The 20,827-nt window shown below is 63.7% G+C and carries 13 protein-coding genes and 1 tRNA gene; 9 read left to right on the forward strand and 5 right to left on the reverse strand.

Annotation, left to right across the window (positions count from 1 at the left end; translation table 11 throughout):
• The first annotated feature begins 577 nt into the window (after window positions 1–577).
• The 8 genes from dnaA (at window position 578) to K940_RS0100625 (ending at window position 13,288) form a co-directional block, all read left to right on the forward strand.
• Entirely contained in the window at window positions 578–2,545 is a 1,968-nt protein-coding gene (gene dnaA / locus K940_RS0100590; RefSeq protein WP_369797449.1) for a chromosomal replication initiator protein DnaA, read from the forward strand.
• 817 nt (window positions 2,546–3,362) lie between these two features.
• Window positions 3,363–4,538, forward strand: coding sequence for a DNA polymerase III subunit beta (gene dnaN, locus K940_RS0100595; RefSeq protein WP_028475924.1), 1,176 nt, complete (start codon window positions 3,363–3,365; stop codon window positions 4,536–4,538).
• A 203-nt stretch (window positions 4,539–4,741) separates the two neighbouring features.
• Complete coding sequence (recF, locus tag K940_RS26435; RefSeq protein ID WP_081706070.1) at window positions 4,742–5,989, forward strand: DNA replication/repair protein RecF; 1,248 nt, start codon at window positions 4,742–4,744, stop codon at window positions 5,987–5,989.
• Between the two features lie 257 nt (window positions 5,990–6,246).
• Entirely contained in the window at window positions 6,247–6,798 is a 552-nt protein-coding gene (locus tag K940_RS0100605; RefSeq protein WP_051406757.1) for a DUF721 family protein, read from the forward strand.
• A gap of 361 nt (window positions 6,799–7,159) precedes the next feature.
• Window positions 7,160–9,205: a DNA topoisomerase (ATP-hydrolyzing) subunit B gene (gene gyrB / locus K940_RS0100610; RefSeq protein WP_028475926.1), complete on the forward strand. Its 2,046-nt coding sequence runs from the start codon at window positions 7,160–7,162 to the stop codon at window positions 9,203–9,205.
• Between the two features lie 129 nt (window positions 9,206–9,334).
• Window positions 9,335–11,848, forward strand: coding sequence for a DNA gyrase subunit A (gene gyrA, locus K940_RS0100615; RefSeq protein ID WP_028475927.1), 2,514 nt, complete (start codon window positions 9,335–9,337; stop codon window positions 11,846–11,848).
• A gap of 39 nt (window positions 11,849–11,887) precedes the next feature.
• Window positions 11,888–12,994 (forward strand): DUF3566 domain-containing protein, encoded by a 1,107-nt coding sequence (locus tag K940_RS0100620; RefSeq protein ID WP_028475928.1) that lies wholly within the window; start codon window positions 11,888–11,890, stop codon window positions 12,992–12,994.
• Window positions 12,995–13,214: 220 nt separating this feature from the next.
• Window positions 13,215–13,288 (forward strand) — tRNA-Ile (locus K940_RS0100625).
• Between the two features lie 70 nt (window positions 13,289–13,358).
• Here the strand turns inward: K940_RS0100625 and K940_RS0100630 are convergent.
• Both K940_RS0100630 and K940_RS0100635 read right to left on the reverse strand, forming a co-directional pair.
• A complete protein-coding gene (locus tag K940_RS0100630) occupies window positions 13,359–14,246 on the reverse strand; it encodes a class I SAM-dependent methyltransferase (RefSeq protein ID WP_028475929.1) in 888 nt (295 codons plus the stop codon).
• A gap of 235 nt (window positions 14,247–14,481) precedes the next feature.
• Window positions 14,482–15,186, reverse strand: a complete 705-nt coding sequence (locus tag K940_RS0100635) for a flavodoxin family protein (protein ID WP_028475930.1) — start codon at window positions 15,184–15,186, stop codon at window positions 14,482–14,484.
• 151 nt (window positions 15,187–15,337) lie between these two features.
• Here K940_RS0100635 and K940_RS0100640 point away from each other — a divergent pair, with 151 nt between their 5' ends.
• The gene (locus K940_RS0100640) at window positions 15,338–15,874 is read left to right on the forward strand and encodes a dihydrofolate reductase family protein (protein ID WP_028475931.1); all 537 of its coding nucleotides are present in this window, start codon (window positions 15,338–15,340) and stop codon (window positions 15,872–15,874) included.
• A gap of 20 nt (window positions 15,875–15,894) precedes the next feature.
• On the opposite strand, the gene K940_RS26440 is transcribed toward K940_RS0100640, so the two are convergent.
• The 3 genes from K940_RS26440 to K940_RS0100655 all read right to left on the reverse strand — a co-directional run bounded on the left by K940_RS26440 (window position 15,895) and on the right by K940_RS0100655 (window position 20,761).
• Entirely contained in the window at window positions 15,895–17,349 is a 1,455-nt protein-coding gene (locus K940_RS26440) for an NAD(P)/FAD-dependent oxidoreductase (protein ID WP_051406758.1), read from the reverse strand.
• 28 nt (window positions 17,350–17,377) lie between these two features.
• Complete coding sequence (locus K940_RS26445; RefSeq protein ID WP_081706071.1) at window positions 17,378–19,198, reverse strand: DUF3556 domain-containing protein; 1,821 nt, start codon at window positions 19,196–19,198, stop codon at window positions 17,378–17,380.
• Between the two features lie 96 nt (window positions 19,199–19,294).
• Window positions 19,295–20,761, reverse strand: coding sequence for a class I adenylate-forming enzyme family protein (locus K940_RS0100655; protein ID WP_028475932.1), 1,467 nt, complete (start codon window positions 20,759–20,761; stop codon window positions 19,295–19,297).
• Window positions 20,762–20,827: the final 66 nt, after the last annotated feature.

Consider the following 20,827-nt stretch of genomic DNA (forward strand, 5'->3'; position numbering starts at 1 on the left):
GTTCATCATCGACGCAGGTCGGTCCTGGCGCACACTCGGACGATCACGACCTGAACGCGGCCAGCGCAAGACCGCCACCGCACCAAGGGGTGACCGTACGAGCGTACTGACCACCTTTGGTAGTGGTCAACTCGCCCTATTGGAACCTGGAACTCATACGCCCGAGAATACGGCGCTCACGGTGCAGGCATTGTAGCAAGGCGGTGAGTTCTTCCACACCTCGTGCCGGCATTCCAATACGGCACTATCCGTAGCCAGTCGATAACTACAGAACAGCTGGTAGGAGCAGGAGCACTGCCTCACCTACCGCGATTCACAATCCCTCATGGTTCTCCACATCTGTGGATAATTGTGTGGAAAGAACCCCGAGGTGGCATATTCGTAAGGCCGACGGCGCCACGCCGCTGCCCGGAGGGGGATCCGAGCAGCGTCCGACGCGGTGACGGATGTATTCGGAAGGCCGAGATCGACCCGACGGTGGTCGTGGCTCGTTCTCGCCGCGTACCCCGGGCCGTCTGCTCCAATCGACCTACTTTCGGGGAGGAACCGCATGGACGACGAGCAGAACCCCCTGGCCATGGTGTGGCCGGAGGTGGTCACCGAGCTGACCACCGGGTCGCCGGACGGCGCCATCCCCCCGGTGACCCGAGCTCAGCAGGCCTGGCTGAAACTTGTCAAACCGCTGACGGTCGCACAAGGGTTCGCACTGCTGTCGGTGCCCTCGTCACTGGCCCAAGAAGCCATCGAGCGCGATCTGCGCGAGCCCATTCTTCGGTCTCTGTCCCGACGACTCGGTCCCCAGGTGGAGGGACTGGGCGTCCGTATCGCCGCGCCGGCCACAGCCCCGGTCGACCGGCACAGTGCCCCGCCGAGGCATGCCCGCATGACCAACACACCAGAACGGATCCGGGATGCGGGTCGCGCTCCCGCGGCGTATCCCGGCGCCGACACGCCTGGCCGTGAACCCTATTCGCCCCCGCGGTATGGCCAACCCGCCGACGTCGCGCCGACTGCTCGATACACCGAAGGCGCGGACTTCCCCGAATCGGACTTCGCTTCGCCCGAGGGATTCCGGCAGCCGGAGTTCGCCGCCGACTACGCTGCACCCTCCGACTACGCTGCACCCTCCGACTACCCTGCACCCTCCGACTACCCTGCACCCTCCGACTACCCTGCGCACACCGACTACCCTGCGCACACCGACTACTCGACGACCGGCGAACCCGCGGCGGTCTCGCCCTCGGATGTGGCGGCGCGGCGCCGACACGGCCTTCCGCCACGCCGTGAGACGATCCCGCCGGGACAGGAGTCGTTGTTCGCCTCCGAACCCGGGCCGGGTGTCCGCGGCCCGACGCGTACGGCGGCCCGCGACACGGGCGACGACATGGGACTCGCGCACGAGCCGGTCCGCGAGGGGCCACGGATGGACCATGACGACGAGGCCGGGGGGAATGTCCGCAATTCCTGGCCGTCCTACTTCACCAGCACGCAAGAGTCCACTGCCGCCTCGCAGTCCTCGGCCAGCCTCAACGCGAAGTACACCTTCGAGACCTTCGTCATCGGCGCGTCGAACCGGTTCGCGCACGCCGCAGCGGTCGCGATTGCCGAAGCCCCCGCCCGCGCGTACAACCCGCTGTTCGTCTGGGGTGCTTCCGGACTGGGCAAGACCCATCTGCTACACGCGGCCGGTCACTACGCGCAACGGCTCTTCCCTGGTATGCGGGTCAAGTACGTCTCGACCGAAGAGTTCACCAACGACTTCATCAACAGTCTGCGTGACGATCGGAAAGTCGCGTTCAAACGCCGCTACCGGGAAACGGACATTCTCCTGGTCGACGACATCCAGTTCATCGAAGGCAAGGAAGGTATCCAGGAGGAGTTCTTCCATACCTTCAACACCTTGCACAACGCCAACAAGCAGATCGTCGTCTCCTCGGACCGCCCACCGAAGCAGCTGGCCACATTGGAGGAGCGACTGCGCACCCGGTTCGAATGGGGCCTGATCACCGACGTGCAACCGCCTGAACTGGAGACACGGATCGCGATTCTCCGCAAGAAGGCGCGAATGGACCGACTCGATGTGCCGCATGATGTGCTGGAGCTGATCGCCAGCCGGGTCGAGCGAAACATCCGCGAACTGGAGGGTGCGCTCATCCGGGTGACCGCCTTCGCATCACTGAACGGACAGCCCTTGGATCTGCCGCTGGCCGAAGTGGTGTTGCGTGACCTTATGCCGGATACCGCGACCCTGGAGATCAATGCGGCGACCATCATGGCCGTCACCGCGGAGTACTTCAACACCACTTTGGAAGAACTCACCGGCCCTGGCAAGGCGCGGCCCCTGGCTCAGGCCCGGCAGATTGCAATGTACCTGTGCCGGGAGTTGACCGACCTCTCGCTGCCGAAGATCGGCCAGGCCTTCGGTCGCGACCACACCACTGTGATGTATGCGGAGAAGAAGGTGCGCAAGGAGATGACCGAGCGGCGCCGAGTCTACGACCAGGTTCAAGAACTCACAGCCCGAATCAAGCAGCGTTCACGCTGAGCTTCATCCACCGATCGGCACCGTCCCTGAGCTGGGGCGGTGCCGTTTTCTATGGTGTGGATTCCTCGAGGAATTCTTGTGGAGTCCTCGAGGAATCCACTGGGTTGTCCACGGATACGTCCACAGGCGACCGTCGGTGTCCGCTGCCCTGAACTCACAGGCGGAATTCAACAGTTTCCCCAACCACAACGATGCACACCTTCTGACCAGCATCGGGTTCGGTACAAGGCTGTGGAGTCCTCGAGGACTCCATGTGGATTCCTCGAGGACTCCTCGAGCTGTCCACTGGGCTGCACACATATGTGAGCAACCGGGCGGATCCGGTGGACAACTCGAGGAGTGCTCGAGGATGAACCTGGGACGAATTCGAAGCCTCCACAGACGTCCCGCGTTCATCCTCGAGACACCCCATGGTCATCCCCACCCAACCATGCCCTTTGACCTGGGGTTTCCTCCCTAATTCACAGAATCCACAACACCTACTACTACTTCGGTTCTCTTCATTGAAGATTTCCTTTCAAAACAGGGTGTGGGGAAAACCGATCGAACAGCTCACCACCGGAACACCGACGGTGTGCACCGCAGCGGTGCCCTCATGCCCTTGCCCCCGTGCCGGCACAAGGACGGGACCACCTCCCGAACAACCGGCGCCAACGTGGCTGGAGGGTCGGACTAGGTGCCTGCCGCCATCGCGGGTACGGTTTGATGTCGGCCGCCTGTGCCAGACTGCGGGACAGCCGATTCAGTGAAACCCTTTCGAGAACCGACACTGACGAACCGACAACAGATCACGGAACGGGAGAGGACAGATCGGGCGATGGAGCTTGAAAGCATGAAGTTTCGGGTCGCCCGCGAGGATTTCGCCGAATCCGTTGCCTGGGTCGCGCGAAGCCTGCCTGCTCGACCACCGGTACCAGTGCTCGGCGGTGTGCTTCTGGTTGCCGGCGAAGACGGGCTCACGGTCTCGGGATTCGACTACGAGGTCTCTGCGCAGATCCGGGTCGCAGCCGAAGTCGCCGGTTCGGGTCGGGTACTCGTCTCCGGTCGCCTGCTGGCCGATATCACCAAAGCGTTGTCCAACAAGCCCGTCGATGTTTCGGTGGACGGCACTCGGGTCCTGATCACATGCGGGAGCGCGAAGTTCTCCTTGCCGACCATGCCGGTGGAGGACTACCCCCAACTGCCCGAGGTGCCGCAACAAACCGGTGAGCTGACTGTGGATGTCTTCGCCGAAGCGGTGAGCCAGGTAGCCGTCGCGGCTGGCCGCGACGACACACTGCCCATGCTCACCGGAATCCGAGTGGAGATCCAGGACACCGAGATGGTCTTGGCGGCAACCGATAGGTTCCGACTCGCGATCCGGCACATCGAATGGCAGCCCACCCGCCCCGGTACCGAGATTTCGGTGCTGATTCCGGCTCGGACCCTGTCGGAGGCCGCGAAGACCCTCGGCTCCTCCGACGCCCCCGTCCAGCTGTCGCTGGGCGCCGATGGCGGCGCGGACGGGTTGCTCGGCATCGTGAATGCCGGCCGACGGACAACCACCAGGCTGCTCGATGCAGAGTTCCCCAAATTCCGTCAGTTGCTTCCCAAAGAACACACGTCGATCGCAACCGTCGCGGTTACCGGGCTGATCGACGCCATCAAGCGGGTCGCCCTGGTCGCCGACCGCGGTGCGCAGGTGCGTCTGGAATTCTCCGCCGACGGACTGTTGCTGTCCGCCGGCGGCGACGACGCCGGCCGCGCCGAGGAATGGCTCGAGGTCGATCTGAGCGGCGAGCCGCTGACCATCGCTTTCAACCCGAGCTACCTGCTCGACGGCCTATCGGCGGTGCACTCCGATCGGGTCACCTTCGGCTTCACCACACCGACTCGACCGGCAGTGCTGTTGCCCGCTGCCGAGAGCGAACCCCAGGCCCTCGATTCCGGTGCGTTCGCCGCTTTGTCCAGCCCCTACATCTACCTGCTGATGCCGGTCCGGTTGCCGGGCTGAGTCTGCGCCGGAACGGGCACTACGTGAATCCATGGTGCGTAACTCGCGGGGGAGGATCACGGTGATACGGCCGAGGGCTGCGTACTCTGTGCACAGAGCTTCCACAGAGGTGCCGATCGGGTCACGCCACGCTCCGGCTCTCGAATTCTCCTGCAGGTCTGTGGATACTCCGGTTCCGGTCCAGGCAGAAGCGCGATAGCGGCATGTTCATCCAGACGTTGTCCTTGCACGATTTCCGCTCGTGGGATCATGCGGAAATCGAATTGTCCCCAGGTCGAACCGTCTTCGTGGGGGCAAATGGAAACGGTAAGACCAATATTCTGGAGGCGGTCGAGTACTTGGCCGGTCTCGGGTCACATCGCGTTGCGACCGACGCTCCGCTGATCCGGACCGGCGCCGAGCGGGCCCGGATCGGCGCGACGGTGATCAATGCCGGTCGTGAGTTGCGCGTCGATGTCGAACTGAATCGATCCAAGGCCAACCGTGCCCAGGTCAATCGTTCACCGGTGCGACGCCCACGGGAGATCCTCGGCATACTGCACACGGTGCTGTTCGCACCGGAGGATCTCGCCTTGGTGCGCGGTGATCCGGCGGAGCGCCGTGGTTTCCTGGACGAGTTGTGCACAGCACGCCTACCCAGGCTGGCAGCCGTCCGCAGTGACTACGACCGGGTACTGCGTCAGCGGTCGGCGTTGTTGAAATCGGCGAGCAGACATGCCCGATCGAAACCAGATCTGACGACTCTCGACGTGTGGGACGGTCACCTGGCCGCGCACGCCGGGGTGCTGCTGGCGCAGCGATTGCGGCTGATTCACGACCTGGCTCCCCACGTCGCTCGGTCCTACGCCGCGATCGCACCGGAATCGCGGCCTGCCTCGATCGCCTACCAGAGTGGGTCGCTGCCGCCGGAACTGATGGATCCGGCCCGGCCACCGCAACCGGATGACGCCGAGGCATTCGAGGCGATCGTGTTGGGGGCGCTCGCCGCGGCACGGGCACGTGAGCTCGAGCGTGGCGTGTGCTTGGTCGGCCCGCACCGTGACGAACTTGCTCTGGCGCTCGGGGATTCGCCGGCCAAAGGGTATGCCAGTCACGGCGAGTCCTGGTCGTTCGCGCTCGCCCTGCGCTTGGGCGCATTCGAACTTCTGCGCACCGGCGGCGTCGAACCGGTGTTGCTGCTCGATGATGTGTTCGCCGAACTCGATCAGCGTCGGCGCGCGGCTCTGGCCGCTGTCGCCGCGGAGGCAGAGCAAGTTCTCATCACGGCGGCGGTGCCGGAGGACGTTCCGGCGACACTCGATGCCTCACCTGTCGGAGTCGAGAGCGTAGGAGAGCCCGATCGTCGTGTTTCGCGCCTCGGTGTGCGAGGTCGGATCGACGATGACGTCGGTGGTTCGCACGACGGTGCCGACTCGCCAGCTGCTACGGATGCGTCGCCGTCGAACCGATGAGCCGGGTCGTGCAGCGACGAACCACCCATCGAGTGTGGATAACTCGGGTGTTCGAGGACGGGCTAGTGGAAGAAGATCGGATTGGCAACTTATGAGCAAGCAATTTGCCTGTGAACAAGATCGATTCAGCGGCTGTTGGACGGCGAAATTGCCGAGTCTGCCGATGTTCAGTGCTTCAGCCGATGGAGTTCGGCAACATACAGCAAAGCTGGGGATAACGTGAAAAATCTGGGGAAAACTGCTGTGGAGGAGGGGTAGTGCCCGATCAGCCGGGATCTGCGGGTGAAGGACACGAGCCTCGCGGGGTGGACCTGGCTCGCCGGGCCTTGGAGCAAGCGCGGGCCGCGGCGCGAGCCAGTGGAAAGCCTGTCGGGCAAGGCCGCTCTTCGCCGCAGCGCCGCCTACGGACCGGTGTCCGCAGGCGCACCGGATGGTCCAGCGCTCGACCGGACGATCGTGATCCTCAGCTGTTGTCCACGGTGGCCGGTTCTCTGGCCAAGAGTCGGGGCTGGTCGGGCAGGGTGGCAGAGGGGATGGTGTTCGGTCGGTGGGCTGCCGTGGTGGGCGATGACATCGCCGCACACGCCACGCCGATCGCATTGAAGGACGGCGTGCTCAGCATCGCGGCCGAATCGACCGCGTGGGCTACGCAATTGCGGATGCTGCAGGGACAGATCTTGGCGAAAATTCATGCTGCTGTCGGTCACAGTGTGGTGACGTCGCTGAAAGTCTCCGGGCCGGCTGCGCCGAGTTGGCGCAAGGGCCACCGTCACGTCAAGGGCCGAGGACCACGCGACACCTATGGTTGACCGTGGACCGGGGCGTGTTCGGCCGCACCAGGGGCGCTCTGCGGCCCACGGTGCCAGCCACAGCGATGACGCCCACCGCGGCGTCGTGCTCAGCAGACTCCTGATGGATCGAAAACAGTGAAGGGCGCAAGCGAGTCGATGGAGTCCGATTTCACGCATTCAGAGAGCCGTCAGGGGTGTCGGAAGTGCGTTGCAGGTTGGGTGTACCAGTAGGATGGTGACGTAACTAGCGGCGATACCTTCGGCGCGTTTCGCACGGTCCATGCGGACTCCGATCCTCGAGTAGGACAACGACCGGGTCCGCAGCCGCGCTGTGTGATCGCGGGCGCCGGGATCAGCAAGTAAGGAGAGCTACCGACCAGTGGCTGCCAACGACTCCAAACCATCGGGTTCGGCCAGGGCAACCGGGAGACGAGACTACGGAGCCTCCTCCATCACAGTTCTCGAGGGCCTCGAGGCGGTCCGCAAGCGCCCGGGCATGTATATCGGCTCCACTGGTGAGCGCGGTCTACACCATTTGATCTGGGAGGTCGTCGACAACTCCGTCGACGAGGCGATGGCCGGCTATGCCACCACGGTCGCGGTCACCCTCCTGGCCGACGGCGGCGTCGAAGTGGTCGACGACGGCCGCGGCATTCCGGTGGCGATGCACACGCAAGGCATCCCCACCATCGAGGTGGTCATGACGCAGCTGCACGCCGGCGGCAAGTTCGACTCGGATTCCTACGCGGTGTCCGGTGGCCTGCACGGCGTCGGTATTTCGGTGGTCAACGCGTTGTCGACCCGTTTGGAAGCGGAAATCGATCGCGACGGACACCACTGGACGCAGACCTACAAGGACGCCACCCCTGGCCGACTGATCCAGGGGGAGCCGACCAAGAAGACCGGCACCACCATTCGCTTCTGGGCCGATCCCGAGGTCTTCGAGACCACGACGTACAACTTCGAGACGGTGGCTCGCCGGCTGCAGGAAATGGCGTTCCTGAACAAGGGACTGACCATCGTGCTCACCGACGAACGGGTCACCGACACCGACATCACCGACGAGGTGGTCAGCGAAACGGCCGACGCACCCAAGCACGCGACGGAGGCCGATTCCCCCGCCGAGCACAAGGTGAAGACCCGGACCTACCACTATCCGGGTGGCCTCGAGGACTTCGTTCGCCACATCAACCGAACCAAGCAATCGATCCACAACTCGGTCGTGGCATTCACCGGCCGGGGCGCTGGCCACGAGCTCGAGGTCGCGATGCAGTGGAATTCGGGCTACTCCGAGTCTGTGCACACCTTCGCCAACACCATCAACACGCACGAAGGCGGCACGCACGAGGAGGGCTTCCGGGCGGCCTTGACCACGGTGGTCAACAAGTACGCCAAGGAAAAGAAACTGCTCAAGGAGAAGGACGGCAACCTCACCGGCGACGACATCCGCGAGGGCTTGGCCGCGATCGTGAGCGTCAAGGTCGGTGAGCCGCAGTTCGAGGGCCAGACCAAGACCAAGCTCGGCAATACCGAAGTGAAGTCGTTCGTGCAGCGCACCTGTAACGAGCATCTCACCCATTGGTTCGAGGCCAACCCGGCAGATGCGAAGACCATCGTCAACAAGGCCGTGTCCTCGGCGCAAGCTCGGGTGGCCGCGCGGAAGGCGCGGGAACTGGTGCGCCGCAAATCGGCCACCGACCTGGGCGGTCTGCCCGGAAAGTTGGCCGACTGCCGTTCCAAGGATCCACGAAAGTCCGAGATCTACATTGTGGAGGGCGATTCCGCAGGTGGGTCGGCCAAGTCCGGTCGGGACTCGATGTATCAGGCGATCCTGCCCATTCGAGGCAAGATCATCAACGTCGAAAAGGCGCGGATCGACAGGGTTCTCAAGAACAACGAGGTGCAGTCGATCATCACCGCGTTCGGCACCGGCATCCACGACGAGTTCGACATCGGCAAGCTGCGGTATCACAAGATCGTATTGATGGCCGATGCCGACGTCGACGGCCAGCACATTTCGACACTGCTGCTCACACTGCTGTTCCGGTTCATGCGTCCGCTCGTGGAGCACGGCCACGTGTACTTGGCCCAGCCTCCGCTGTACAAACTCAAATGGCAGCGCAGCGATCCGGAGTTCGCCTATTCCGACCGCGAGCGCGATGGTCTGCTGGAGGCCGGCTTGTCCGCGGGCAAGAAGATCAACAAAGACGATGGCGTACAGCGCTACAAGGGCCTGGGCGAGATGAACCCCAAGGAACTGTGGGAAACCACCATGGACCCAACGGTGCGGTTGTTGCGTCAGGTGACGCTGGATGACGCGGCCGCAGCCGACGAGCTGTTCAGTGTATTGATGGGCGAAGACGTGGAGGCGCGGCGCAGCTTCATCACGCGCAATGCCAAGGACGTTCGGTTCCTCGATCTGTGAGTGACCGGGCATCCGAGCGAACGCACGATTTCCGCACGTGACTTTCCACAGCAGCGACATGAGACATCATCGCGAAGCGCTCATGACGCCGGCGGGGTGTGAAAGCCCCCGCAGGACACAGGAGACCTCATGACCGACATCACCCTGCCCCCGACCGGCGGCGAGCGCATCGAACCGGTCGACATTCAGCAGGAGATGCAGAACAGCTACATCGATTACGCGATGAGCGTGATCGTCGGCCGTGCGCTGCCCGATGTGCGCGACGGGCTCAAGCCGGTGCATCGCCGCATCCTCTACGCGATGTACGACAACGGATACCGCCCCGACCGCGGATATGTGAAGTCGGCGCGCCCGGTCGCCGAGACCATGGGCAACTACCACCCACATGGCGACGCCGCGATCTACGACACGTTGGTGCGCATGGCACAGCCATGGTCGTTGCGCTACCCGCTGGTCGATCCACAAGGCAACTTCGGGTCGCGGGGCAACGACGGCCCGGCGGCCATGCGCTACACCGAGTGTCGGCTCACTCCGATCGCGATGGAAATGTTGCGCGAGATCGACCACGAGACGGTGGATTTCGCGCCGAACTACGACGGCCGCTCCCAGGAGCCGGTGGTTTTGCCGTCTCGAGTACCGAACCTGCTGATCAACGGATCGGGCGGGATCGCAGTCGGGATGGCGACCAATATGCCGCCGCACAATCTCGCGGAAGTCGGCGAAGCGATCTACTGGGCCCTGGACAACCACGACGCCGACGAGGAGGCCACCCTCGCTGCGTGCATGGAACGGATCAAGGGGCCGGATTTCCCGACCAACGGCCTGATCGTGGGTGGCCAGGGTATCCAGGATGCCTACACCACCGGTCGCGGTTCCATCCGGATGCGCGGCGTGGTCGAGATCGAGGAAGACACCAAGGCGCGCACCACGATCGTCATCACCGAGTTGCCCTACCAGGTCAACCCGGACAACCTGATCTCGTCCATCGCCGAGCAGGTGCGCGATGGCAAGATCATGGGCATTTCCGACATCCACGACGAGTCCTCCGATCGGGCGGGCCTGCGCATCGTGGTCACCGTCAAGCGCGACGCCGTGGCGAAGGTGGTGCTGAACAACCTCTACAAGCACACCCAGCTGCAGACCAGCTTCGGGGCGAACATGCTGGCCATCGTCGATGGCGTGCCGCGGACTCTGCGGCTGGACCAGATGATCCGGCACTACGTCAACCATCAACTCGATGTCATCGTGCGGCGGACTCGGTACCTGCTGCGCAAGGCCGAGGAACGGGCGCATATTCTGCGCGGTCTGGTCAAGGCCCTCGATGCATTGGACGAAGTCATTGCGTTGATTCGACGCTCGGCCGATACCGAGACCGCGCGCACCGGATTGATGCGGTTGCTCGACATCGACGAGATCCAGGCGACCGCGATCCTGGACATGCAGTTGCGGCGCCTGTCGGCGTTGGAGCGTCAGAAGATCGTCGACGAGCTGGCCAAGATCGAACTCGAAATCGCCGACCTCAAGGACATTTTGGACAAGCCGGCGCGTCAGCGGGTGATCGTCCGTGACGAGTTGCGCGAGATCGTGGACAAATACGGCGACCAACGGCGCACCAAGATCATCGCAGCCGATGGCGACGTGGCCGACGAGGATCTCATTGCCCGGGAGGATGTGGTTGTCACGATCACCGAGACGGGCTATGCCAAGCGCACCAAGACCGATCTCTACCGGAGCCAGAAGCGCGGCGGGAAGGGCGTGCAGGGCGCTGGTCTCAAGCAGGACGACATCGTCAAACACTTCTTCATCTCGTCGACGCACGACTGGCTGTTGTTCTTCACCAACAAGGGGCGGGTCTATCGGGTCAAGGCATACGAGTTGCCCGAGGCCAATCGCACCGCGCGCGGGCAGCACGTGGCGAATCTGTTGGCCTTCCACCCGGACGAGAAGATAGCCCAGATCATTCAGATCAAGTCCTACGATGACGCCCCGTACCTGGTATTGGCCACCAAGAACGGATTGGTGAAGAAGTCGAAATTGTCGGACTTCGACTCCAACCGCAGCGGCGGGATCGTCGCGGTCAATCTGCGCGACGAGGACGAACTGGTGGGAGCTGTGCTCTGTTCGGCCGACGACGACTTGCTGCTGGTGTCGGCGCTCGGCCAGTCGATCCGCTTTTCGGCCACGGACGAGGCTCTGCGCCCGATGGGGCGCGCCACCTCGGGTGTGCAGGGCATGCGGTTCAATACAAGTGATGAACTGTTGTCGCTCAATGTGGTTCGTGACGGTACCTATTTACTGGTCGCGACCTCGGGGGGCTACGCCAAACGGACCGCGATCGAGGAGTACGCCCCACAGGGTCGCGGAGGTAAGGGCGTACTGACCATTCAGTTCGATGCGAAGCGTGGCACTCTGGTCGGGGCGCTCACCGTCGACGACGATGATGAGCTGTATGCGATCACCTCCGGCGGCGGTGTCATTCGGACCGCGGCGAGGCAGGTTCGCAAGGCGGGACGGCAGACCAAGGGCGTGCGATTGATGAACCTCGCGCAGGGCGATACCTTGCTTGCGATCGCGCGCAATGCCGACGAGCCCGATCTCGATCAGATTGCCAGTGGCGGCGGCTCCGGCCCCGCGCAGAAGTAACCCGACAGCGGCGGCGACACACGGATCTAAGGATTGCCATTGACCACTCCGAATCAGCCGAATGACGAGCGGCAGCAGACCAACGGCGTGACCGAGCGGATCGCGCCGTCACCGATCCCGCCGCGGCCGATTCCACGGCCGGTCGCCCCCGCGGAGAACAGCCCGTCGAGCAATGAGCCGGAGGCGCGCCAGGGCCAGCAGGCGACGCCTCGGCCACAGGACCCGCCCGACGCCGACCAGGAGCGCGAGACGCCCGATCAGCAGGTCGATGGGGCGTCGCAAGCAGACGCGGCGCGTGGGGCGACGAATGACGATGGGGACGAATCGGGCCAGAAGACGGTACGGATGAACCCCGCTGCTGAGCAGCCCGCACGCGAGGACGGGGCCGGGGCGCAGCAGCCCACCGAGTCGCCGGCCAGCGGAGCTCAGCAGTCTCCCTATCGAAGCGGATGGTCGCAGCTTCCGCAGCGAGAGCCGCAGTCGAACCTGAACCGGCCCGGCCAGGCGCCGGTCGCCGGTCGCCCGCACCCGGCGAGCCTCGGTGGTGGTATGTCCAATGCGCGGACCACCGCCGACCTCGCGGCCAAGGCGGCGCGCAAGGAAGCTGCGATGGCGAAGTCCGTCGGCATCGACGGACCTACCCGCAGCATCGCCAGGCCGGAACTGATCAAGGACATGCCCGATTTGTCCGAGATCCGCCATCCGCTGCCGCCGCCGACCGAGAGCGCAGCCCCACCGGCTTTGCCGGTTTCACCCGCGATGCCGGTTGTGACCCCGTCCAGCGGGGGCCCCTTACGTGCCACGGTGCAGATTCGTCGTATCGACCCGTGGTCGACGCTGAAGATCTCGCTGGTGATCAGCGTCGCGATGTTCTTCGTGTGGATGCTCGCGATTGGTTTGCTCTACATCGTGCTCGCAGGCATGGGGGTCTGGGATCGGCTGAACAACACCTTCACCGACATGGTGTCCCAGGACACCGGCTCGGTGGGGTTGATCGACGCCGGCACCGTTTTCGGCTATGCGGGAGTGATCGGTCTGATAAATATCGTGCTGTTCACCGCCCTCGGCACGATCGGCACATTCATCTACAACCAGTGCTGCGATCTCGTGGGGGGCATCCAAGTAACTCTTGCGGACCCGGACTAGCCAGAGCGCATCACCCACAACGCGAATCAGAGGCCACCCCACGGGGTGGCCTCAGCTGTGTTGTAGGTCACTTCATTCGAGTTTCGGCTGCTCGGGCATCGACCAGTCGCTGGATCTCATTGAGGTGAACAGCAGTAGCTCTACCTGCGGTTTTGGATGACTCGCGGTGTGTCGGGTAATCTTTGTGCTCGGCTCAGAGGACATGGTCCGAGAGCCGTACGGGCCTATAGCTCAGGCGGTTAGAGCGCTTCGCTGATAACGAAGAGGTCGGAGGTTCAAGTCCTCCTAGGCCCACCCAGCGCCAGGTATCTGCTCGGTAGCCCCGTTCGTCACAGGTGTTCGAACGCGGTGTTCCGGTCCCAGGTCAGCGAGTCGCAGTAATGTACTGCGGTCGTTGCATCAGGTCGACCAGTTCGTCGGGAAGGTCCGGAATAGGGCGGCCGTAAGTCGTGGTCAGCGCTTCCATCGTGACAGCTTCGGCCGTCCAGCCATTGTCGGTCAGCCACCGCATCGGATCGGCGCGTTCGTCGTTGTAGAACAGGTCCACGGGGTCTTCGTCGCCGAATGGGCTTTTGTCCACATACTGCAACTCGAACGCCGCGAGGCGCTGATAGTCGGCTGCGGTCCCGAAACTCTCGGCACCGAGGTGGGTACCCGGTGCAGAAAGCGCGTCGATTCGTTCGAACAGTGCGTCCTGCGCCCCGCCGGGTAGGTAGGGCAGCAACCCTTCGATCGACCAGGCAGCAGGCATGGTGGGCTCGAAGCCAGCTGCGCGGAGAGCGGCCGGCCAGTCATCTCGCAAATCCACTGGTACCGGTCGCCGTATAGCCTTCGGCCGAGCGTCGTGTTCGGTGAGAACTGTCTGCTTGAATTCCAAGACTTTCGGTTGGTCGATCTCGAATACCGTTGTTCCCGGCGGCCAGTCGAGGCGATATGCCCGTGCGTCGAGTCCTGCGGCGACGATCACCGCTTGCCGCACCCCGGTCGCCGACGCGGACAGGAACATCTCGTCGAAGAACTTGGTCCGCGCCCCCATGAAACCGGGGAAGAACGGGGTGTCCATCAGTATCGAGGGGTCGGCCAACAGGCCGGTGAAGTACGGTTCGCCTGCGGCTTCGACGAACCAGGGCGCGTAGTCGTCACGAATCAACGGATCGGGGTCGAAGGTCTCCAACGCTCGAAACGTGGCAACGCCGAGCGCAGTGCGCCCTACGCTACTGACGATGTCCCACTTGTCTCCCTCGGTTCGCATAGCCGATTCACCAACCGTTCTTGTTGACAGACGTAGAAATGACAGCCGACCGAACAGGACGGTATAACCCTGGCCCCTCGAAGGCCGCACCCGAGCTATTTGTCCGCACTAGGTCGGTTTTGCTCAACTGCTTGCGATTCTACGTCGATCTGGTTTCTTGGCGATCAGACAGCATTCTTTCAGCATCGAGACATCGGCGAGCGTTGCGATGCTGCCCAGACGATTCGGACGAAGGTTACCGATAGTCCGGGTTCTCGAAATCGAATCGACACCCGGCGTCCCATTCCGAACGCTGATTGCCGTGCGCGGGTACGCCGCCGTTGTCCTTCAACAGCCGCGCGAGGTGCAGCAAATTCCATGTCATGAAGGTGGTGTTGCGGTTGGTGAAGTCGTTTTCCGGGCCGCCGGAGCCGGGATCGAGGTACGACGGGCCGGGTCCGGCCTCGCCGATCCACCCGGCGTCTGCCTGCGGCGGGATGGTATAGCCGAGATGCTGCAGGCTGTAGAGCACATTCATGGCGCAATGCTTCACGCCGTCCTCGTTTCCGGTGATCAGGCACCCGCCGACCCGACCGTAATAGGCATACTGGCCTGCCTCGTTGAGGATCGACGAATTGGCGTAGAGCCGTTCGATCACCATCTTGGTGACCGAACTGTTGTCACCCAGCCAGATCGGCCCGGCCAGCACCAGGATGTCGGCCGCCATCACCTGGCGCTGCACCACCGGCCACTCGTCGGTGGCCCATCCGTGCTCGGTCATATCCGGCCAGACGCCCGTCGCGATGTCGTGATCGACCGCTCGAATATGGGAGACCTGAACTCCTTGCTTCTCCATGATTCGAGCGCTGAGGTCGATGAGGCCTTGCGTATTGCTCAGCGTGGGCGAGCGCTTCAGAGTGCAGTTCACGAACAGTGCGCGCAAGTCGTCGTAAGTGGTCATGATGTGCAGTGTCCAGTGGGCGTCGCGCTCGGCCAAGGCGACGCGCAGTGCGGAAAATTCTCAGCCGGCAATGCCGACGCGTAGCGATGAGTTCCAGCGGCTCGATCGGTCGACAAGTCAGTACTGTCGAGACCAATCGGAGGTTCGGGTCATGCGAAAGATCGTCGTATACGCGTTGTTGTCCCTCGACGGGGTTGCCGAGGAGCCGGACAACTTCTTCGCCAACTGGGACGACGCGATGGATGCGAACCTTGCCGCGGTGATCGCGACACAGGATGCGGTCGTTCTGGGCCGCCGTAGCTATGCCGACTGGGCGCAGTACTGGCCGGGTAGCGAGATCGAGCCATTCGCGACATTCATCAACGGGGTGACCAAGTATGTTGCGACATCGACGCGCCTCGACCGAGATTGGGCCAATGCGACGGCGATCGACGGCGGGTTGGTCGAATTCGTTCGGGATCTCCAACGACAGCGCGGTGGCGACGTCGGCGTCCACGCAAGTATTTCGGTCGTGCAGGCGCTGCTCGCTGGTGATGTCGTCGACGAACTCAGGCTCGTGGTCGCACCGAAGATCATGGGCCGCGGACGACGACTGTTCGACGGCTTGCCGTCGATTCAGCTCGAATCGATCAAGAGCGAGACGTCACCGACCGGCTCATTGCTCATCGACTATCGCGTTGTTCGTTGACAAACACCGGCCGTTCGTTGTCACAGCGTTCGGTCGAGGTTGTCTGGGAGTGAACCATTGTCGTAGCTCAAGCGCCGCAACGCTCGCTGTGCGGCGTTCGCACCGCACATACCGTGTGCTCCGGGGCCGGGCGGGGTAGCGGCTGAGCATATGTAGTGGCCTGGTATCCCGACATCGTAGGGGTTCAACGTCTTTCGAGGACCGAACACCAGCTGCGGGATGTCTTTCGCACCGGTCATGATGTTGCCGCCGACATAGTTGGGGTTGTACTCGGCGAACTCCGATGTGCTGCATACCTCCGTGCCCACGATGTGGTCACGGAACCCGGGGGCGAAACGCTCTATCTGGGCGGTGATCGCCGAGGTCGCGTCGCCCTGGTAGCCGTGCGGAACATGAGCGTAGGCCCAGATCGGATGGATATTGCCGGCCGAGCGTTGCGGGTCGGCAAGGTATTGCTGGCCGACCAGCACGAAGGGGCGCTCGGGCATTCGGCCGCGATGGATCTCGCTTTCGGTGGCGGCGATTTCGGCGAACGAACCACCCAGGTGCACCGTCCCGGCTCGCCGCGCGGCCTCTGCGGTCCACGGCACGCCGCCGTCCACGGCGAAGTCGACTTTGAATGCCCCGGGGCCGTAGCGAAACCTGCGATACGCCTTCTCGATCCGCGAGGGCAGACGATCGCCGAGGATCTCGGCGAGGGCGTGCGGAGCCACGTCCCACATCGTCACCTCGGCTTGCGGCAGATCGGCCACCGACCGCACATACCTCCCGGTTTCGATCTTCCCTCCCAGGTCGCCGAGCAGCGCCGCCATGGCATCGGTGATCCGCTGGGATCCGCCGGCGGCGACCGCCCACCCATAGGTGTGGCCCGCGGTCAGGATGCCGAGGCCGATGCTCGCGCTGAGCGGTCGATTCAGCGGATGAAAAGCGTGGGCGGCGACTCCGCCGAACAGGCTCCTGGCCTGCTCGGTGCGAAACAGTCGGGCGAGCAGGGTGGCCGGAGCCAGTGCCGGCGCCCCGAAACGGGCCAACTGGAGCGGATGGCGGGGCGGACGCAGCAGCGGACGCATGATGTCGGCGCTCATCCGGTCGTAGCCCGTCGTCGTCCGCTCGAACAGCAGCCGCCAGGCCCGGTCGTCGCTACCGAGACCAGTGGCGGTCCGGGTGACCGAGCGAAACAGGGCGCCGGCGCTGCCGTCGTCGAGCGGATGCGCACAGTCGATCTCCGGCCACGCCCAGGACAATCCATAACGTTCCAGGTCGAGGCCGCGCAGGAATGGAGAACCGACTGCCATCGGGTGAATGGCCGAGCAGTGGTCGTGCAACAACCCGGGCACGATCATCTCGCTGGAGCGGGTGCCGCCGCCGATCTGGTCGGCACCCTCCACCACGGTGACCTTCAGTCCGGCTCGCGCCAAGATGATCGCCGCGGCCAACCCGTTGGGGCCGCTGCCGACCACCACTGCGGTGCTCATGTCGTTCTCCTGTCCGTGCTCTCGGGTCTCAGCTCACAGTCTGCGGCGTGGAGACTCGGTTCGGTTCGGCCGGTGGCGTCGGTACCCCGTACCCCACACGCCGCCAGGTCACCTCATGGGGAATCGGACCATCGGGCAGCCACGGCAGCGCTTCCACCGCATCGCGTACCTGCCAGGTGCCGCGTTCCACGACACCGAGTGCCGCGTCGATGACCTGATAGCGCTGGGTGCCGCGGTGGATCGGCTGCGACTCCACCCACACCACGATCCACTCGCCCGGCGCGAACCCGACGCGGGACTGCACCGCATTGATCAAGTCGATGTTGTGCAGGTGACCATCGCCGAAGTTGAACCCGATCAGCGAATTGCATCCGAACTCCGCTTCCCGCACCGTCCATCGGTCGATATCGGGAAGGTGCTTGTACAGCAGGGAGAACAGTCCACGCCCTTGGCTGTGCATCGAGCGCCAGGCGATGGTCTGCTGCATGGTGATCTCCGCGACCGCGGGCTCGTATCCTGTGGCCTGCAGCTGGTCGACTTGGTTGAGGGTGGGCCGATGCTGCAGTGTGTTCAGCTTCGCTTCGGCTCCCGGCGCGAACGCCCACAGCGCTGAGGCCCAGTTCCCCGCGTATTGGCGCATCGACGGCAGGAACGACACCTTGTCCGGGCGCAGATTGCCGAGGATCGGGAAGAACGTCAGCGCCGCGATGAGTCCCACGGCCAGCCACGGCGAGGAGATATCGCCGAGTCCATATCCACTGTCGTTCGGGAAGCCCAAGAACAAGAACACGGTCAGGTAGGCGAACAGCACGTTCCACTCCAACGGCACCGCGAGTGGGAATGTCGAGGCGATGAAGGCGTGGAAGACCACCATCAGCACCACACCGGCCACCGTCAACCAGTGATTGGTGGAGAACAGCAAGATCAGCGGCGTGACGATCTCGACCGCGGTGCCTCCGACATGGGCAAGGTACGAAGCGCCTTTCGACGGGCGGATGTCGCGTGGGAAGTCACGGTAGTTCAGCCGCTTGATCCAGGAACCGGGGATGGCGGGGCTGTTGGAGACCATCGGCGGAATGACATTGGTGAAATGCCGCCCGAACTTCGACACCCCGGCTCCGATCCATACCGCACAGATCAGCAGCTTGCCGGCAATGATCATGTCGACGAAAGGCAGCACGGCGAAGAAGACGAGAGCGGGCAGGTACTGTTCGCCGCGCGCGGCGAGAAATATCGTCTTGTCCCGCAACCCGCAGAGTATGTACAGCACGATCGGAGCGACGAGCAGCGCGGGATTCACCAGGCCGGACGTATTGTCCGGTAGGGCCTCGCTCAGCGAAGCGCTCGACACACCGGGCAGCACCATCGCGGTCAGCAGCGACGCCAGAAAGGCCAGGTAGAGCACGACATCGACAATTGTGCGGGAATCGCCGTCGGTGAACGGCACCTGCCGCCATGGCCGCAGGCGGATCGCGCCGATCCGGGCGTAGAACAGGATCCCCCCGGTCATCGGCTTGAACTTGCCGGCGAGTGGTCCCCATGATCCGGCGACGCCCAGCGCTTCGAGCAGGACGATCCAGATGACCAGCTTCTGGTAGACCACCGGCTGGTTCCACCACGCCGCGACGTCCCAGAACGGGCCGACACCCGAGGTCCAGGTCGCCAGGGCCACGCCGCTGAGCACCGTCACGAACACCATTTTGAGCAGATAGATCGTGTGAACCATGCGTGGTGTTCCGAAACCGTATTCCACCCAGTGCAGCGCGAGCGTCTTCATTCGCTCGCGTAGCGGTTTGTCGAGGAATGTCTCCACATCTACGGGCGGGAAATCTCCCGTCTTGAACCCCATTGCTCGGACCTTTCTTAGTCGATGAATCGAACGCACACGCCGACCCGTGGACATCGGGCTCGGATTGCTGAATTCCGTTCGGAATCGAACGGTGTGCTACGCGTTGGTGACCACGTCGGCGACCAGTGCACGGAGCTTTCGTTTGTCGATCTTCCCGATCGGATTGCGGGGGAGGGCTTCGACGAGTTCGATCGACACCGGTACTTTCGTGCGGGCCAAGGACTTCCGGCAGTGCGCGTCGAGTTCGTCGGCGCCGACTGCGGCATCGGGCATCGCTACCACTCGGGCCACGGGGACCTCTCCGAGCACGGCATCGGGGGCACCGATCACCGCGGCCTCGAGTACCGAAGGATGCGTGTGCAGCACGTTCTCGATCTCTTTGGGATAGATGTTCTCGCCGCCGCGAATGATCATGTCTTTGATCCGATCGACCAGCACGAGGTATCCGTCCGGATCGAAGTAGCCGACGTCGCCGGTGTGCAGCCAGCCGTCGACCACCGTGCGCGCGGTCGCCTCCGGTCGGCCGAGGTAGCCGCGCATCACATTGGCGCCCCGGATCACCACCTCACCGGCGTCGCCGTCGTCGAGAAGTTCACCGTCGGCGTTCATGATCGCCACTGTTTGCCCGGGCAGCGGCAGCCCTACCGTTCCGGGCTTTCTCGGACCACTCGGCGGGTTCAAGGTGGAGGCACAGGTACCTTCCGACAATCCATAGCCTTCGACTATCGGTACGCTGAACCGGGTCTCGAACCGGGCGATCAATTCCGCCGGCATGGGCGCGGCCCCGCAGATCACTCGGCGCAGCGAGGAGGTGTCCGGCTTGCGGCTCTCCGGCTGCGAGACCAGCATGGCGTAGATGGCCGGGACAGCCGAAAAGTAGGTCGGCCGCACGCGTTCGACCACATCGAAGAACGCCGACGCCGAGAATCGCCCGGCGATCGTGGTACGGCCACCAGCGAGCAGCGGCGACAGCACGCTCACCACGATTCCATTGACGTGGAACAACGGCAGGATCAGCAGGCTGTGGTCGGTGTCGTCCAAGGCCAGGGTCTGGATGATCATCTCGCACATCGCGGCCACGTTGGTGTGGTCGAGGATGACGCCTTTCGGCTGTCCGGTAGTGCCACTGGTGTAGATGATCAATGCCGGCGCGGCCGGATCGACCGTCACCGCTTCGGGCACGTCGTTGCCGGAGCTGGCTCCCGCGACCTCGGACATGGACAGCGTGCCGGGCGCACCCGCCTGCTCGGTCACCACCACCTTCGCCGAGCTGTCGGTGACCTGGTAGCGCACTTCTTCGCTGGTGGAATCCGGCTTCACCGGCGTGACCGCGGCGCCGAGGCGCCACGCCGCGAACAGAAGCACGACGAATTCGAGCCGGTTCGGAAGCACCAGTGCGACGACGTCGCCCTCGCGGACGCCGTGATCGCGAAAAACTGCCGCAGCAGCGCCCACACGTCGGGCGAATGTTTGGTTGTCGAGTTGTTCACGGTCGTCCGCGACACATGAGCCGAACGGATTCCGGGTGGCACGGACTTGCGGTAGATCAACAACCTGCTGCACGATTTCCTCACCTAACGCGGTGTGATGCGAATTACATTGCCAAGATAGGTTCGCAAAGAGATTCCG

Origin of the sequence: Nocardia sp. CNY236, assembly GCF_000482385.1 — a bacterium.
In the GTDB taxonomy this organism is placed as follows: domain Bacteria; phylum Actinomycetota; class Actinomycetes; order Mycobacteriales; family Mycobacteriaceae; genus Nocardia.